Source organism: Streptomyces musisoli, assembly GCF_016741855.1.
In the GTDB taxonomy this organism is placed as follows: domain Bacteria; phylum Actinomycetota; class Actinomycetes; order Streptomycetales; family Streptomycetaceae; genus Streptomyces; species Streptomyces musisoli.
This window is the reverse complement of record NZ_JAERRH010000024.1, coordinates 9,521-28,100: the sequence shown is the minus strand read 5'-3', so window position 1 is coordinate 28,100 and position 18,580 is coordinate 9,521. Positions and strand designations below refer to the sequence as shown.

The following is an 18,580-nucleotide window of genomic DNA, read 5'->3' as shown; positions in this document are numbered from 1 at the left end:
CCAACCGAGCTTCCCGAGAAGGTGTCGAGATGTCCCAGCAGCAAGCCGAACCGGCTCTCTCCACGGGCGCCGACGGCGTGCCCGCGCACATCGCCGCGTACAACGACACGGCGGTGGCCCTCCCCGCCGGCGCCCTGCACGAGCTGTTCGCCGCGCAGGCCGCACGCACCCCCGACGCGGTCGCCCTGGTGAGCGGGGAGCGCGCGCTCACCTACCGGGAGCTGGACGGCGCCTCCGACGCCCTGGCGCACCGGCTGATCGACGCGGGCGTGGGCCCCTCGGACGCGGTCGGCCTGCTCTTCGACCGCTCTTCGGCCTACGTCGTGACCGTGCTGGCCGTCCTCAAGGCGGGCGGCGTGTACGTTCCGCTGGACCCGCGCCAGCGGGACGAGCGGCAGAGCTGGATCCTCGACAACACCTCCGCCGTGCTGCTGGTGACGGACCGGCAGACGCCGGAGGAGACCGCCTTCGCGGGGGAGCTGCCCGCCCTGCGGGTGAGCGACGCGAGCCTGCTCTCGTACGACCCCGCGCCCGCGCCCCAGGTCCAGGTCCACCCGGACCAGGCGCTGTACGTGATGTTCACCTCCGGCTCCACCGGCACCCCCAAGGGAGTCGTCAACACCCACCGCAACGTGGTGGAGCTGGCCCTGGACCCCGGCTTCGGCACCGCGGCCCACGAGCGGGTCCTCGCCTACTCGCCGCTGGCCTTCGACTCCTCGACGTACGAGCTGTGGGTGCCGCTGCTGCGCGGCGGGCTGGCCGTGATCCTGTCCGCCCCGAAGATCGACATCGGCGAGCTGGCCGAGGCCATCGCCCGGCACGACGCGACCGCCGCCTACTTCACCACGGCCCTCTTCGACGCGATGGCCGGCGAGGCGATCGGGGGCCTGGCCCGGCTGCGGGAGATCTGGACCGGCGGCGACGTGCTGTCGGCGACCGCACTCCAGAAGGTCCTCGACCACTGCCCGGACACCACGGTCGTGCACGTCTACGGCCCGACCGAGGCCACCGTCTTCTGCAGCTACCAGGCGTTCACCCCCGAGGTGCGCACCCTGGACCGCCTGCACCTGGGCGTCCCGATGGCCAACACCGCGATGTACGTCCTGGACGCCGGCCTGCGCCACACGGCCCCCGGCGAGACCGGGGAACTCTATGTCGCCGGACCGCACCTGGCGCAGGGCTACAGCCGCCGTCCGGGCACCACCGCCGAACGCTTCACCGCCGACCCGTACGGACCGGCCGGCAGCCGCATGTACCGCACCGGCGACCTCGCCGCCTGGAACGAGCACGGCGAGATCGTCTTCCAGGGACGCGCCGACCAGCAGATCAAGCTGCGCGGCAACCGCATCGAGCCGGGCGAGATCGAGACGGTGCTGACCGGCCACCCGTCCGTGAACCAGGCCGCGGTGATCGTCCGCGAGGACCGCCCCGGCGACAAGCGCCTGGTGGCGTACGTCGTCCCGGCCGTCGAGGGGGTCGTCGACACGGCCGAGCTGCTGCGCTACGCCGGCCGGGAACTGGTCGAGTACATGGTCCCGTCGGCGATCGTCCCGCTCGGCACGCTGCCGCTGACCCCCAACGGCAAGCTGGACCGGCGGGCGCTGCCCGCGCCCGGCGCCGGGACGAAGGCGAACGGCCGGGTGGCGCGCAACGGCGTCGAGGAGGTGTTGAGCGGCCTGTTCGCGCACGCGCTGGGACTGCCCTCGATCGGCATCGACGACGACTTCTTCGCCGTCGGCGGCCACTCGCTGCTCGCCACCCGCCTGGTCAGCCGCGTCCGCACCACGCTCGGTGTCCAGCTCACCCTGCGGGAGTTCTTCAAGCACCCGACGGTGGCCCTGCTCGCCGGGTACATCGCCACCGACGGCGGCGAGTCCGGGCGCCCCGAGCTGACGGCCGCCGAGGAGCGGCCCCGGCTGCTTCCGCTGTCGGCGGCCCAGCAGCGGCTGTGGTTCCTGGACCAGCTGGAGGGCCCCTCGGCGACGTACAACATCCCGCTGACCGTGCGGATCAGGGGTGCACTGGACGTCCCCGCGCTGGAGTCGGCGTTCACCGATGTGGTGGGCCGGCACGAGAGCCTGCGCACGGTCTTCGGCACGGAGGGCGGCCGGACCCATCAGCGGGTGCTGCCCGCGGACGCGGTGCGCGTGCGGCTGCCGGTCACCGCGGCGAGCGAGGCGACGGTGCCGGGCCTGCTCGCGGCCGAGGCGGCGCGGACCTTCGACCTGGCCGGCGAACTCCCGGTCCGCGCCTCGCTGTTCAGCCTCGGCGAGCGGGAGCACGTGCTGCTGGTCGTGATGCACCACATCGTGTCGGACGGCTGGTCCTACCAGCCGCTGATGCGGGACCTGAGCACCGCCTACACGACCCGCTCGCGCGGGCAGCGCCCGGTCTGGGAGCCGCTGCCGGTGCAGTACGCCGACTACACCCTGTGGCAGGAGAAGCTGCTGGAGGGCTGCGAGGAGGTCCAGCTGGACTTCTGGCGGTCGGCCCTGGCCGGCCTGCCGGAGGAGGTCACCCTGCCGGCGGTCCGGCCGCGGCCCGCGGTCGCCTCCTACCGGGGCGCCACGCACACCGTGCACTGCCCGCCCTCGGTGCACGCGGCGCTGGCCGGGCTGGCCCGCGAGTCCGGGGCGTCGGTGTTCATGGTGGCGCAGGCGGCGGTGTCGACCCTGCTCTCCCGCTCCGGCGCCGGCCACGACATCCCGCTCGGCTCACCGATCGCCGGCCGCACGGACCAGCAGCTCGACGACCTCGTCGGCTTCTTCGTCAACACCCTCGTCCTGCGCACCGACCTGAGCGGCGGCCCGAGCTTCCGCGAGCTGCTGACCCGGGTCCGCGAGACCGACCTGGCCGCCTGGGCCCACCAGGACCTCCCCTTCGACCGGCTCGTCGAGGTCCTCAACCCCGAGCGGTCCGCCTCCCGGCACCCCCTGTTCCAGGTCATGCTGACCCTGACCGACGCGGCCACGCCCACCCTGGCCGCCGAGGGCCTCGACACCCGCGCCGAGTTCACCTGGCTCGAGGCCGCCAAGTTCGACCTGACCTTCTCCTTCGCCGAGCACCGGGGCGCGGACGGGCGGCCGGACGGCCTGGACATCACGGTCGAGTACGCGACCGACCTGTACGACGCGGGCACGATCGAGGCGTCCGCGGCCCGGCTCGTGCGCCTGCTGACGGCGGTGGCCGAGGCGCCCGACCTCCCGGTCACGGAGCTGGAGCTGCTCTCCCCGGGCGAGCGGCACCTGCTGCTGGAGCAGCGGGCGGGCACGGTCACCGCGGGCGCCGGCGCCGGGCTCGGGGAGCTGTTCGCCGCTCAGGCCGCCCGGACCCCGGACGCCGTGGCCGTCGTCCACGGCGACCAGGAGCTGACGTACCGGGAACTGGACGAGCGGGCGAACCGGCTCGCCCACCGGCTGATCGCGGAGGGCGTCGGCGCCGGCAGCCGGGTCGCGCTCTTCCAGGAGCGGTCGGTGAACGCGGTCGTCGCCACCCTGGCCGTGGTGAAGACGGGCGCCGTGTACGTCCCGCTCGACACCCGCTACCCCGTGGACCGCATCCAGCTGATCGTCGCCCAGTCGAGCATCGGCCACTTCCTCACGGACACGGACATCGCCGGCCTCCAGCTCCCGGCCGACGCCCGCCTGCTGCACGTCGCCGGCCTGGACGGTGCCGGCACGGACACGGGCGATCCGGGCGTGCGGGTGCATCCGGACCAGCCGGTGTACGCCATGTTCACCTCCGGCTCGACCGGCGTCCCCAAGGGCGTCGCGGTCACCCACCGGAACGTGGCCGACCTCGCACGCCAGCGGATGTACGCGAACGGCAACCACGACCGCGTCCTGTTCCACTCGCCGATGGCCTTCGACGCCTCCACCTACGAGATGTGGGTGCCCTGGCTGACCGGTGGAACCCTGGTCGTCGCCCCCGCCGGGCACCTCGACACCGCCGCCTACCAGCAGCTCATCGCACGGCACGGCATCACCGCCCTCTGGCTCACCGCCGGACTCTTCCGGCTCATCGCCGAGGAAGCCCCCGAGACCTTCGCGGACGTGCGGGAGGTCTGGGCCGGCGGCGACGTCGTACCCCCCGAGGCCGTACGACGGGTACTGGACCACAACCCGCGGCTCACCGTGGTCAACGGCTACGGGCCCACCGAGACCACCACCTTCGCCGCCACCCACCACGTCACACACCCCTTCAACGCGGCAGGCCCGGTCCCGATCGGCGAGGCCCTCGACAACCACCGCCTCTACGTCCTCGACCCCGCGCTGCGCCTGGTACCGCCGGGCACCCCCGGAGAGCTGTACATCGCCGGTGCCGGCCTCGCCCAGGGCTACCTGGACCGGCCCTCCCTCACCGCCGACCGCTTCGTCGCCGACCCGTTCGGGGCGCCGGGGTCGCGGATGTACCGCTCCGGGGACCTGGTCCGCTGGAACGACCGGGGCTCCCTGGAGTACCTCGGCCGCGCCGACCAGCAGGTCAAGCTGCGCGGCTTCCGGATCGAGACCGGCGAGATCGAGAGCGTCCTGGCGGGACACCCGGCCGTCGGCCAGGCCGTCGTCACCGTCCGCGAGGACCGCCCCGGCGACAAGCGCCTGGTGGCGTACGTCGTGCCCGCCGAGGACGGGATCGACCTGAACGACCTCCGCCGCCGGGCCGCGGGTGCCCTGCCGGAGTACATGGTCCCGTCCGCGTTCGTCGTCATGGACGCGATCCCGCTGACCAACAACGGCAAGGTGGACCGCAAGGCCCTGCCCGCGCCTTCCGCCGGCCAGGACGCGGCCGTCGGACGCGCGCCGCGCAACCCCGGCGAGGAGGTGCTGTGCGGTCTGTTCGCGGAGATCCTCGGGCTGGCGCACGTCACCATCGACGACCACTTCTTCCACCTCGGCGGCCATTCCCTGCTCGCCACCCGGCTCATCAGCCGGATCCGGCAGGCCTTCGGCGTGGGCATCACCGTCAAGGACCTCTTCCAGGGGCCGACCCCGGCCGCGCTGGCGGAGCTGGTGGAGCTGCGGGGCGGGGAGGACGCACAGCGGCCGGTGCTGCGGGAGGTGGGCCGGCCGGAGCGGGTGCCGCTGTCGTTCGGGCAGCGCAGGCTGTGGTTCCTGGACCAGCTGGAGGGCCCGTCGGCGACGTACAACATCCCGCTCGCGCTGCGGCTCACCGGTCCCGTCGACATCGACGCGCTGCGGCTCGCGCTGACCGACACCGTCGTCCGCCACGAGAGTCTGCGGACGCTGTTCTCGGCGGCGGACGGGGAGGCCGGGCAGGTGGTGCTGCCGGCCGGGGAGATCCGCCTGGACCTGCCGGTCGTCCCGGCCGACGAGCACACCCTGGACGCCCTGCTCGGCGCCGAGGCGGCCCGCACCTTCGACCTGGCTGCCGAACTCCCCCTCAGGGCGACCGTGTTCACGACCGGAGCGCAGGACCACGTGCTCCTCGTCGTCATGCACCACATCGTCTCCGACGGCTGGTCCACCGCCCCCTTCCTGCGTGATGCGGCGACCGCCTACACCGCCCGCGTCGAGGGCCGGGCGCCCGAGTGGGAGCCGCTGCCCGTCCAGTACGCCGACTACACCCTCTGGCAGGAGGAGCTGCTCGCCGCGGACGGGGAACGGCAGGCCGAGTTCTGGCGGCAGACGCTGGGCGAGCTGCCCGAGGAGGCCACCCTGCCGGCCGACCGGCCGCGGCCGGCGACCGCGAGCTTCAGGGGCCGTACGCACGCCGTGCAGTGCCCGCCCGCGCTGCACGAGGCGCTGACCCGGCTGGCCCGGGAGACCGGGACGACCCTGTTCATGGTGGCGCAGGCCGCGGTGGCGACCGCGCTGGCCCGCTCCGGTGCCGGCACGGACATCCCGATCGGGGCGCCGATCGCGGGCCGCACCGACCAGCGCCTCGACGACCTGGTGGGCTTCTTCGTCAACAGCCTGGTGCTGCGCACCGATGTCGGCGGGGACCCGTCCTTCCGCGAGCTGCTCGACCGGGTCCGGGAGACCGACCTGGCCGCCTGGGCCCACCAGGACCTGCCCTTCGACCGGCTCGTCGAGATCCTCAACCCCGAGCGCAGCACCGCCCGCCACCCGCTCTTCCAGGTGGCCCTCACCCTCCAGGACGCGGCCAAGCCGGTCCTCGAACTCCCCGGGGTGCACACCGAGTCGGGCTTCACCCCGCTGGAGATCGCCAAGTTCGACCTGACCTTCTCCTTCCACGAGCACCGGACGCCCGACGGCCGTCCCGACGGCCTGGACCTGGCCGTCGAGTACGCGACGGACCTGTATGACGCCCGGACCGTCGAAGGGCTCGCGGACCGTCTGGTACGGCTGCTGGAAGCGGCCGTCGCCGCGCCGGAACTGCCCGTCGGTGAGCTGGAGTTCACCGGACCCGAGGAGCGGGAGCGGCTGTTGGGGCTGGGCGCGGGCCCGGTCACCGACGGCGCCCTGCCGGACGCGGGCATCGCGGAGCTGTTCGCCGCGCAGGTGGCCCGTACGCCGGACGCGGTCGCCGTGGCGTCCGAGGAGCGCACCCTCACCTACGCCGAACTGGACGCCGAGGCCGACCGGTTCGCGCAGCGGATCACCGGCCTCGGGGTCGGCCCCGAATCCGTCGTGGCCCTGATGATGGAGCGCTCGGCCGATCTCCTGGTCGCCATGCTCGCGGTCGTGAAGGCGGGCGGCGCCTACGCGCCCCTCAACCCGGCCGACCCGGACGCCCGCCACATCCAGATCCTCGACGAGCTCGACGCGCCGGTGCTGATCACCGACCGGGCGCTGGCCGACCATCCGCTGGTCACCAGGGCACAGGCCCGGGACCTCGTCGTCGACCGCAAGGAACTCGACGGCCGCCCCGCGACGGGGCACACCGCCGCCACCCACCCCGACCAGTGGCTGTACGTCATGTTCACCTCCGGCTCGACCGGTGTCCCCAAGGGTGTCGCCGTCACCCACCGGAACGTGGCCGACCTGGCCCGCCAGCGGATGTACGCGGGCGACGGCCACCAGCGGGTCCTCTTCCACTCCCCGCACACCTTCGACGCATCCACCTACGAGATCTGGGTGCCGTGGCTGACCGGCGGCACGGTCGTCGTGGCGCCCCGGGGCCACCTGGAGACCGACACGCTGGGCGAGCTGCTCGCCCGGCACTCGATCACGAGTCTGTGGCTGACGGCGGGGCTGTTCCGGGTGATGGCCGAGGAGGTGCCGGATGCCTTCGCCGGGGTCCGGGAGGTGTGGGCCGGCGGTGACGTCGTCTCACCGGAGGCGGTGCGGCGGATCCAGGAGCACTGCCCGGACACGACCGTCGTCAACGGCTACGGGCCGACCGAGACCACCACCTTCGCCGCCACCCACCGCATCCGCCGCCCCTGCGACCACCCCGGAACGATCCCGATCGGCGAGGCACTCGACAACCACCGCCTCTACGTCCTCGACCCCGCGCTCCGCCTCGTGCCGGCCGGCGCGCCCGGCGAGCTGTACATCGCCGGGGCCGGTCTGGCTCGCGGTTACGTGGGCCGCCCGTCGCTCACCGCCGAGCGGTTCGTCGCCGACCCGTACGGCGGGCCGGGCTCCCGGATGTACCGCACCGGCGACCTGGTGCGGTGGAACCACGAGGGCTCGCTGGAGTACCTCGGCCGGGCCGACCAGCAGGTCAAGCTGCGCGGCTTCCGTATCGAACTCGGCGAGATCGAGGGCGCGCTGACCGCGCACCCGGCGGTCGTCCAGGCCACGGTGATCGTCCGCGAGGACCGGCCCGGGGACAAGCGGCTCGTCGCCTACCTCGTGCCCGCCGGGGACAGCGTGGACCTGGGCGACCTGCGCCGGCACACCGCCGCGGCGCTCCCCGAGTACATGGTCCCGTCGGCGTTCGTCCTCCTCGACGCGATTCCGCTCACCGCCAACGGCAAGATCGACCGGCGTGCGCTGCCCGCCCCGCAGGTCATCCACGACGTCATCGGACGCGCCCCGCGCAACCCGCAGGAAGAGGTCCTGTGCGGCCTGTTCGCGGCGGTCCTCGGACTCCCGTCGGCCACCATCGACGACCACTTCTTCCACCGGGGCGGCCACTCCCTGCTCGCCACCCGCCTCATCAGCCGGATCCGCCAGGCCTTCGGCGTGCAGCTCGGCGTCAAGGACCTGTTCCGGCACGCGACCGTGGTCGCGCTGTCCGAGCGGATCACCGAGCGCATCGCCGAGAGCAACGGCGAGCTGCCCCGGGCCGCGCTGACCCGTGCGCAGGAGCGCCCCGAGCGCGTCCCGCTGTCCTCGGCGCAGCAGCGGCTGTGGTTCCTGGACCAGATGGAGGGCCCGTCGGCGACGTACAACATCCCGATGGCGCTGCGGCTCACCGGCCGCGTGGACGTCGACGCCCTGCGGCAGGCCCTCACCGACCTCGTCACCCGCCACGAGAGCCTGCGCACGGTCTTCCCGGTCCACGACGGCAAGGCCTACCAGTCGGTGCGGGCGCCGGAGCCGGTGGACCTGCCGGTCCTCCCGGTCACCCCGGACACGCTCGCCGCCCGGCTGGCCGAACTCTCCGCCACCGCCTTCGACCTGGCATCCCACATCCCGCTCCGGGCCGGGCTGCTGCGGCTGGACGAGCACGAGCACGTCCTGCACCTGGTCATCCACCACATCGCCTCCGACGGCTGGTCCAACGCGCCCCTCTTCCGCGACCTGTCCGCCGCCTACGCCGCCCGCACCGAGGGCCGGGCACCCGGCTGGGAGCCGCTGCCCGTCCAGTACGCCGACTACGCGCTCTGGCAGCAGCAGCTCATGGCGGACGACGAGGAGCGCCAACTCGACTTCTGGCGGCAGTCGTTGAGCGACCTGCCGGAGGAGGCCACCCTCCCGGCCGACCGCCCGCGGCCGGCGACCGCCTCCAACCGGGGCAGCACCCACACGGTCCACGGGAGTGCCGGGCTGCACACGGCGCTCACCGCGCTGGCCCAGGAAACCGGGACCACCCTGTTCATGGTGGCCCAGGCCGCCGTGTCCGCCCTGCTGGCCCGGTCCGGCGCCGGGTACGACATCCCGCTCGGCTCCCCGGTCGCCGGCCGCACCGACCAGCAGCTCGACGACCTCGTCGGCTTCTTCGTCAACACCCTCGTCCTGCGCACCGACCTCACCGGCGACCCGAGCTTCCGGGACCTGCTGCACCGCGTCCGGGAGACCGACCTCTCGGCCTGGAACCACCAGGACCTGCCCTTCGACCGGCTGGTCGAGATCCTCAACCCGGAGCGCACCCCGGCCCGGCACCCCCTCTTCCAGGTGATGCTCACGCTCGGCGACACCGAGGCCGACGCGCCCGAACTCCCCGGCCTGGAGACGGCGTACGAGTTCTCCGAGGTGGAGATCGCCAAGTTCGACCTCACCTTCGGCTTCGCGGAGCACCGGGGGGCGGACGGGCAGCCGGACGGCCTGGACATCACGGTCGAGTACGCCACCGACCTGTACGACGCGAGCACCATCGAGGCGACCGCGGACCGTCTCCTCCGACTGCTGGAAGCCGTCGCGGACGACCCCGGGGTCCCGGTGACCGGAGTGGAGCTGCTGTCCTCGGACGAGCGGCACCTGCTGCTGGAGCAGCGGGCGGGCACGGTCACCGGCAGCGCCGGCGCCGGGCTCGGGGAGCTGTTCGCCGCGCAGGCCGCCCGGACCCCGGACGCCGTGGCCCTCGTCCACGGCGACCAGGAGCTGACGTACCGGGAACTCGACGCGCTGGCCAACAGCGCGGCGCACCGGCTGATCGCGGAAGGAGTCGTGGCCGGCAGCCGGGTCGCCCTCTTCCAGGAACGGTCCGTGAACGCGGTCGTCGCCACCCTCGCGGTCGTCAAGGCCGGTGCGGTGTACGTGCCGCTCGACACCCGGTACCCGATGGAGCGCGTCCAGCTCATCGTCGAGCAGTCCGCCGTCGACTTCTTCGTCACGGACCGCGAGCCCGGAGCGGTACGGCTGCCCGAGGGCGCCAAGGTGATCCCGAGCGGGGCGGCCTCCGAGAACCAGGGCGACCCCGGGGTGCGGGTGCATCCGGACCAGCCGGTGTACGCCATGTTCACCTCCGGCTCGACCGGCGTCCCCAAGGGCGTCGCGGTCACCCACCGGAACGTGGCCGACCTCGCGCAGCAGCGGATGTACGCGAACGGCAACCACGACCGCGTCCTGTTCCACTCCCCCATGGCCTTCGACGCCTCCACCTACGAGATGTGGGTGCCCTGGCTGACCGGTGGAACCCTGGTCGTCGCCCCCGCCGGGCACCTCGACACCGCCGCCTACCAGCAGCTCATCGCACGGCACGGCATCACCGCCCTCTGGCTCACCGCCGGACTCTTCCGGCTCATCGCCGAGGAAGCCCCCGAGACCTTCGCGGACGTGCGCGAGGTCTGGGCCGGCGGCGACGTCGTACCCCCCGAGGCCGTACGACGGGTGTACGAACACTGCCCGCGGACGACCGTCGTCAACGGGTACGGACCGACGGAGACCACCACCTTCGCGGCCACCCACCACGTCGGGCGGCCCTTCGCACAGGCCGGCCCGGTCCCGATCGGCGAGGCCCTCGACAACCACCGCCTCTACGTCCTCGACCCCGCGCTGCGCCTGGTACCGCCGGGCACCCCCGGAGAGCTGTACATCGCCGGTGCCGGCCTCGCCCAGGGCTACCTCGACCGGCCCTCCCTCACCGCCGACCGCTTCGTCGCCGACCCCTACGGCCCCCCGGGCGGCCGGATGTACCGCACGGGCGACCTGGTCCGCTGGAACGACCGGGGCTCCCTGGAGTACCTCGGCCGCGCCGACCAGCAGGTCAAGCTGCGCGGCTTCCGCATCGAGACCGGCGAGATCGAGAGCGTCCTGGCGGGACACCCGGCCGTCGGCCAGGCCGTCGTCACCGTCCGCGAGGACCGCCCCGGCGACAAACGGCTCGTCGCCTACCTCACAGCACAGGGCGACGCGGGCGTCGACGTCGAGGACGTGAAGCGGCGGACGGCGGGGCTGCTGCCGGAGTACATGGTGCCCTCGGCGCTGATGCTGCTGGACGCGATCCCGCTGACCGGCAACGGCAAGGTGGACCGCAAGGCCCTGCCCGCGCCGGCGGCCGCCGAGGACGCCACCGGCGGGCGCGCGCCCCGCACACCCAAGGAAGAAGTGCTGTGCGGGCTCTTCGCCGAGATCCTCGGCCTGCCCTCCGTCACCATCGACGACCACTTCTTCCACCTCGGCGGACATTCCCTGCTCGCCACCCGGCTCGTGGGCCGGATCCGCACCGTGCTCGGGGTCGAGGTCTCCCTGGCGACCCTCTTCGAAAACCCGATCGTGGCAACGCTCGTCGAGAAGCTCGACGGCGCCGAGGCCGCAAGGCCCAAACTGCGGCCGATGCGCCGGATGGGAGCGACCAAGTGATCCCCTTGTCCTTCGCCCAGCAACGTCTGTGGTTCATCGCCCAGATGGAGGGCCCCTCGACGACCTACAACATCCCCCTGGCCGTCCGGCTGACCGGTGGACTCGACCGGGGAGCACTGAAGTCGGCGATCACCGATGTGATCGGCCGGCACGAGAGCCTGCGGACGCTGTTCCCGGACCGGAACGGGACGCCGTACCAGCACATCCTCGACGAGCAGGAGGTGGAGTTCGAGCTGCCGGTGGTGCCGGCGACCGGTGAGACGCTGGCGGCCGTACTCGCCGAGGAGTCCGCGCAGGTCTTCCACCTCGCGGCCGACCTGCCGATACGGGCGCGGCTCATCGCGCTGGGCGAGCGGGAGCACGTGCTGCTGGTGGTGATGCACCACATCGTCACCGACGGCGGCTCGACCGGCCCGCTGCTCGCCGACCTGGCCACCGCCTACGGGGCGCGCGCCCAGGGACTGGTCCCCGGCTGGGAGCCGCTGCCGGTGCAGTACGCCGACTACACCCTGTGGCAGCAGGAGCTGCTCGGCGAGGCCGACGACCCGGAGAGCACCGGTGCGCGGCAGCTCGCCTTCTGGCAGGAGGCGCTGGAAGGGCTTCCCGAGGAGGCCACGCTCCCCGCCGACCGCCCCCGCCCGGCCGCCGCCTCCTACCGCGGCGGTCTGCGCACCGACCACCTGCCGGCCGACCTGCACACCGGGCTCACGCACCTGGCGCGGGAGTCGGGGGCCACCCTGTTCATGGCGGTGCAGGCGGCGGTCGCGACCGTGCTGTCCCGCTCCGGCGCCGGGCTCGACATCCCGCTCGGCTCACCGGTCTCCGGGCGGATCGACGAGGCGCTGGACGGTCTGGTCGGCTTCTTCGTCAACACGCTCGTGCTGCGCACCGACCTGAGCGGCGACCCGAGCTTCCGCGAGCTGCTCGACCGGGTGCGCAAGACCGACCTGGCCGCCTGGAACCACCAGGACCTGCCCTTCGACCGGCTGGTGGAGGTGCTCAACCCGGAACGGTCCGCGTCCCGGCACCCCCTGTTCCAGGTCATGCTCACCCTCGGCGAGGCCGGTTCGGACACGGTCGGCTTCCCCGGTCTGGACGCCCGGACCGAGTACAACGAGCTTCAGATCGCCAAGTTCGACCTCACCTTCGGATTCGCCGAGCACCGCACCCGGGACGGGCGCCCCCACGGCCTGGACATCACCATCGAGTACGCCACCGACCTGTACGAGGACCGCACGATCGACGCCCTCATGGCCCGGCTGCGGCGGCTCCTGGAGTCGGTGCTGACCTCGCCGGACACCCCGCTGTCCGTCCTCGACCTGCTCGGCGAGCACGAGCGCCGGCAACTCCTCGAGGAGTGGGCGGGCCCGGCCACCGGCACCCCGGACGCGAGCCTCGCCGAGCTGTTCTCCGCGCAGGCCGCCCGCACCCCGGACGCGGTCGCGATGGTCGACGAGTACCAGGACTTCAGCTATGCCGAGCTGGACGAACTCACCAACCGCTACGCCCACCACCTGGTCGGCCTCGGGATCCGGCGCGGTGACGTGGTCGCCGTCCTGATGGAACGCTCGGCCGGGCTGCTCACCGCACTGCTGGGGGTGGTGAAGGCGGGCGCGGTGTACGCGCCGCTGAACACCACCGACCCGGACACCCGTCTGATGCAGATCCTCACCGACACCGGGGCCCCGGTGCTGCTCACCGACGAGGCGCTGGCCGACCACCCGGTGGCCGCCGCCACCTCGGCCCGCGTCGTCGTCCTGGACGGCACCTCGGTCCCGGAGGGCCTGCCCGCCACCGCGCCGGTGCCCGCCGCCCACCCTGACGAGCCGGTGTACGCCATGTTCACCTCGGGCTCGACCGGCATCCCGAAGGGCGTCGCCGTCACCCACCGCAACGTCGCCGACCTGGCCGCCCAGTCCCGGTACGCGGGCGGCCACCACCGCCGGGTGCTGTTCCACTCGCCGGCCGCGTTCGACGCGTCGACGTACGAGATCTGGGTGCCGTGGCTCAACGGCGGCACCCTCGTCGTCGCACCGCCCGGCCACCTCGACCCGGCGGGCTACCGGCGGCTGATCGACACCTACGGCATCACGAGCCTGTGGCTGACGGCGGGCCTGTTCCGGGTCATGGCGGAGGAGGCACCCGACGCCTTCGCCACCGTCCGGGAGGTGTGGGCGGGCGGCGACGTCGTACCGCCGGAGGCCGTGCGCCGTATCCACGAGCACTGCCCGGACACGACCGTCGTCAACGGCTACGGCCCGACGGAGACCACCACCTTCGCCGCCACCCACCGCATCCGCCGCCCCTTCGACCACCCGGGCACCGTCCCGATCGGCGAGGCACTCGACAACCACCGGCTGTACGTCCTGGACCCCGCGCTGCGGCTGGTGCCGCCCGGCACCCCCGGCGAGCTGTACATCGCGGGCGCGGGCCTCGCCCAGGGCTACCTCAACCGCCCCCAGATGACGGCGGAACGCTTCGTCGCGGACCCGTACGGCCCCTTGGGCCAGCGCATGTACCGCACCGGCGACCTGGTCCGCTGGAACCACGAGGGCTCGCTGGAGTACCTGGGCCGGGCCGACCAGCAGGTCAAGCTCCGCGGCTTCCGCATCGAACCGGGCGAGATCGAGAGCGCGCTGACCGCGCACGCCTCCGTCGCCCAGGCCACGGTCGTCGTCCGCGAGGACCGGCCCGGCGACAAGCGGCTCGTCGCCTACCTCGTCGCCGCCCAGGACGAGCGGCTGGACGGGGAGGAGGTGCAGCGGGAGATCTCCGCCGCCCTGCCCGAATACATGGTCCCGTCGGCGTTCGTGGTCCTCGACGCGCTGCCGCTGACCACCAACGGCAAGATCGACCGGCGAGCGCTGCCCGCGCCCAGGCAGAGCGCGGACAGCGGGGGACGGGCTCCCCGCACCCCGGCCGAGGAGGTGCTGTGCGGGCTGTTCGCGGCCGTGCTGGGGCTGCCGTCGGCCACCATCGACGACCACTTCTTCCGCCGCGGCGGGCACTCGCTGCTCGCCACCCGGCTCATCAGCCGCATCCGTGCCGTGTGGGACGCCGAGATCACCATCCGCGACCTGTTCCAGTACCCGACGGTCGCCCTGCTCGCCGAGCGGCTCACCGCGGCGAACGGTGACACCCGGCGGCCGGCCCTCGCCCCGCAGGAACGCCCGGAACGGGTGCCGCTGTCCTCGGCCCAGCAGCGGCTGTGGTTCCTGGACCAGATGGAGGGCCCGTCGGCGACGTACAACATCCCGATGGCCCTGCGCCTCACCGGCGAGCTGGACCGGGAGGCCCTGCGCCAGGCGCTCACCGACCTCGTGGCCCGGCACGAGAGCCTGCGCACGGTCTACCCGGTCCACGAGAACAGCCCGTACCAGCACGTCCTGCCGGGCGCCCCGGTGAGGCTGCCGCTCACCGCCGCCACCGAGCAGGACCTGACCGGGCTGCTCCACGCGGAGGCCGCGCGCACCTTCGACCTCGCCGGCGAACTCCCCTTCCGGGCACACCTGTTCCGGCTCGGCGAGCAGACGCACGTGCTCTCGCTGGTGATCCACCACATCGCCTCCGACGGCTGGTCCAACGCCCCCCTCTTCCGTGACCTGTCCGCCGCCTACGCCGCCCGCACCCAGGGGCAGGCACCCGACTGGGAGCCGCTGCCCGTCCAGTACGCCGACTACGCGCTGTGGCAGCAGCAGCTCATCGACACGGACGAGGAACGCCAGCTCGACTACTGGAAGACCGCCCTGGCCGAGCTGCCGGAGGAGGCCACCCTCCCGACGGACCGGGCCCGCCCGGCGACGCCCTCCAACCGGGGGACCACGCACACCGTGCACGGCGACGCCCGGCTCCACCGGGCGCTCACCGCCCTGGCCCAGGACACCGGCGCCACCCTGTTCATGGCCGCCCAGGCCGCCGTGTCGGCGCTGCTCTCCCGCTCCGGCGCCGGCCACGACATCCCGCTCGGCTCCCCGGTCGCCGGCCGCACGGACCAGAAGCTCGACGACCTCGTCGGCTTCTTCGTCAACACCCTCGTCCTGCGCACCGACCTGAGCGGCGGCCCGAGCTTCCGCGAGCTGCTGACCCGGGTCCGCGAGACCGACCTGGCCGCCTGGGCCCACCAGGACCTCCCCTTCGACCGGCTCGTCGAGGTCCTCAACCCCGAGCGCACCACGGCCCGGCACTCCCTCTTCCAGGTCATGCTCACCGTCGGCGACGCCGCCGCCGAGGCGCCCCGGCTCGGCGAACTGGAAGGACGGTTCCTGTTCCCGTCGGCCTCGGTCGCGAAGTTCGACCTCACCTTCGCGTTCGCCGAGCACCGGGACGCGGCGGGCGAGCCGGGCGGCCTGGACATCACCGTCGAGTACGCCACCGACCTGTACGACGCCCGCACCGTCGAGGCGACCGCCGACCGTCTCGTCCGGCTGCTGGAGGCCGCCGTCGCCGCCCCCGAAGTACCGGTGGCGGAGCTGGAGCTGCTGTCCGGGGACGAGCGCCGGCGGGTGCTGGAGTGGAGCGGTGCGCCCACCCCGGCCCCGGCCCTCGGCCTCGACGGACTCTTCGCCGGGCAGGCGGCCCGCACCCCGGACTCCCTCGCGCTGGTCCACGAGGAGCAGCGGCTGACGTACGCCGAACTGGACACGTGGTCCAACCGGCTGGCCCGGCACCTCACCGCGCGCGGAGTCGCACCGGGCAGCCTGGTCGCCCTGCACCTGGAGCGCTCCCCGCACCTGATCGCCGCGATCCTCGCGGTCCTGAAGGCCGGCGCCGGATACACCGTGCTCGACCCGCAGTTCCCGGCCGAGCGCCTCACCACCGTGCTGGCCCAGACGCGGCCGTCCGCCCTGGTCAGCCAGAGCCACCTGGTCGCGCTGCCCACCGAGGCGCCGCTGATCGACCTGACCGTGGACGCGCCCGCGATCAGCGCCCTGCCGGGCACGCCCGTCGAGACCGGCGGGCACCCGGAGGCCACCGCCTGCGTCATGTTCACCTCGGGCTCGACCGGGACACCCAAGGGGGTCGCGGCCTCGCACCGGGCGCTCGCGGCCACCTTCCTCGGACCGGACTACCTCGACTTCGGTCCCGAGCAGACCTATCTCCAGAGTTCACCGGTGTCCTGGGACGCGTTCGCGCTGGAGGTGTTCGGGCCCCTGCTGCACGGCGGGGTGTGCGTGCTGCAACCCGGTCAGCACACCGACCCGCACCGGATCGCGGAACTCGTCGAGAAGCACCGGATCACCACGTTGCAGATGTCGGCGAGCCTGTTCAACCACATGCTCGACGAGCACCCGGCCGTCTTCGCCCAGGTGCGGGAGGCCATGACGGCCGGCGAGGCGGCCTCCCCCGCGCACACCGCCAAGGCCCTGGCCGACCACCCCCACCTCCACCTGGTCAACGGCTACGGCCCGGCGGAGAGCATGGGCTTCACCACCGCCCACACCATCACCGCGGCCGCGCCCGCCATCCCCATCGGCCGGCCCGTCGCCGGCAAGCACGCCTACGTCCTCGACGAGAACCTGCGGCTGCTGCCGCCGGGCGTACCCGGGGAGCTGTACGTCGCCGGGCACGGCCTGGCCCACGGCTACATCGGCCAGCCGGTGCTGAGCGCCGAACGCTTCGTGGCCGACCCGCACGGGGCGCCGGGCGCACGGATGTACCGCACCGGGGACCTGGCCCGCTGGAGCCAGGACGGCGCACTGGAGTACCTGGGACGGGCCGACCAGCAGATCAAACTGCGCGGGTTCCGCATCGAGCCCGGCGAGATCGAGTCCGCGCTGCTGCGGCACCCGTCGCTCGCCCAGGCCGCGGTGCTGATCCGGGAGGACCGGCCGGGCGACAAGCGGCTGGTGGCGTACGTGGTGGCCGCCGACGCGAAGGCGGACCCGGTGGACCCGGCCGAGCTGCGCCGGCACGCGGCCGCCGCCCTGCCCGAGTACATGGTGCCCGCCACCGTCGTCGCCCTCGACGCCCTGCCGCTCACCGTGAACGGCAAGCTGGACCGGCGCGCCCTGCCCGAGCCGCCGCGGACCGGGACGAGCGGCGGACGGGCGCCGCGCACCCCCGCCGAGGAGATCCTGTGCGGCCTGTACACGGCCGTGCTCGGCGTCCCCTCGGTCACCATCGACGACCACTTCTTCCACCTGGGCGGGCACTCCCTGCTCGCCACCCGGCTCATCGGCCGGATCCGCGCCGTCTGGGACACCCCGGTCACCATCCGGGACCTGTTCCAGCACCCGACCCCCGCCCTGCTCGCCGAGCACATCGGCGAGAACGCGGGCGGTGACCCGCTGGAGACGCTGCTGCCCATCCGGGCCGCGTCGGACACCGACGAGCCGCCGCTGTTCTGCGTCCACCCGGTCTCCGGGATGAGCTGGTGCTACGCCGGACTGCTCAGGCACCTCGGCGACCGGCCGCTGATCGGCCTCCAGGCACGGGAGTTGACCGACCCGGCGCTGCGGCCCGGGAGCATGGCGGAGATGGCCGACACCTATGTGGCCGAGATCCGCTCCGTCCAGCCGCACGGCCCGTACCACCTGCTCGGCTGGTCCTTCGGCGGACTCGTGGCGCACGCGATCGCGGCCCGCCTGGAGGCGCTCGGCGAGGAGGTGGCCCTGCTCGGGCTCCTGGACGCCTATCCGCTGCCCGACGGCTTCACCGCCCCGGCCGTCGACGGACGCGAGGTCCTCACGGCGTTCCTCGGCACCCGCGGCGCCGAAATCGACGTCGCATGCGCCGGCTCGGCGCCGGACCCGGCCGAACTCGCCGGCGTGCTGCGGCGCGAGGACCCGATCCTGGGCGCCCTGGACCCGGCCCAGGCCGCCGCGGTCGTCGAGGCCACGACCGCGCATCTGCACCTGCGCTACCGGTACGTGCCCGAGCTGCGGTTCGGCGGCGACGCGGTGTTCTTCAACGCCCTCCGCACGCCGGCCGCGGCCACCGGCGCCGACTCCTGGGCGCCGTACATTTCCGGCCACATCGAGGAGTACGACATCGACTGCGAGCACTGGGAGCTGACCGGCGCCGAGCCGCTCCGGGAGATCGGCAAGGTGCTGGGCGAGCAGCTGCGGGGCGCGCGCCGCTGACCCCGCCGCACCGGGAGTGCCCGGACCTGCCGTCACGGCGGGTCCGGGCACTTTCGCGCGCCCGGGACACGGCTCCGCCGCCAACCGCCCACAACCTGCCGC

Annotated in this window: 2 protein-coding genes; both read left to right on the top strand. The window is 73.5% G+C overall.

Translation table 11 applies throughout. From position 1 onward, the window contains the following. The first annotated feature begins 29 nt into the window (after window positions 1–29). Complete coding sequence (locus JK361_RS35400) at window positions 30–11,396, top strand: non-ribosomal peptide synthetase (protein ID WP_201826273.1); 11,367 nt, start codon at window positions 30–32, stop codon at window positions 11,394–11,396. Beyond that, window positions 11,393–18,478 (top strand): non-ribosomal peptide synthetase, encoded by a 7,086-nt coding sequence (locus JK361_RS35395; RefSeq protein ID WP_201826271.1) that lies wholly within the window; start codon window positions 11,393–11,395, stop codon window positions 18,476–18,478. Before JK361_RS35400 ends, JK361_RS35395 begins: the two co-directional genes overlap by 4 nt. Window positions 18,479–18,580 lie beyond the last annotated feature (102 nt).

What these genes read in the sequence shown, in the direction of transcription:
- JK361_RS35400 (WP_201826273.1), top strand. Translation starts at nt 30, where the DNA reads ATGTCCCAGCAGCAAGCCGAACCGGCTCTCTCCACGGGCGCCGACGGC.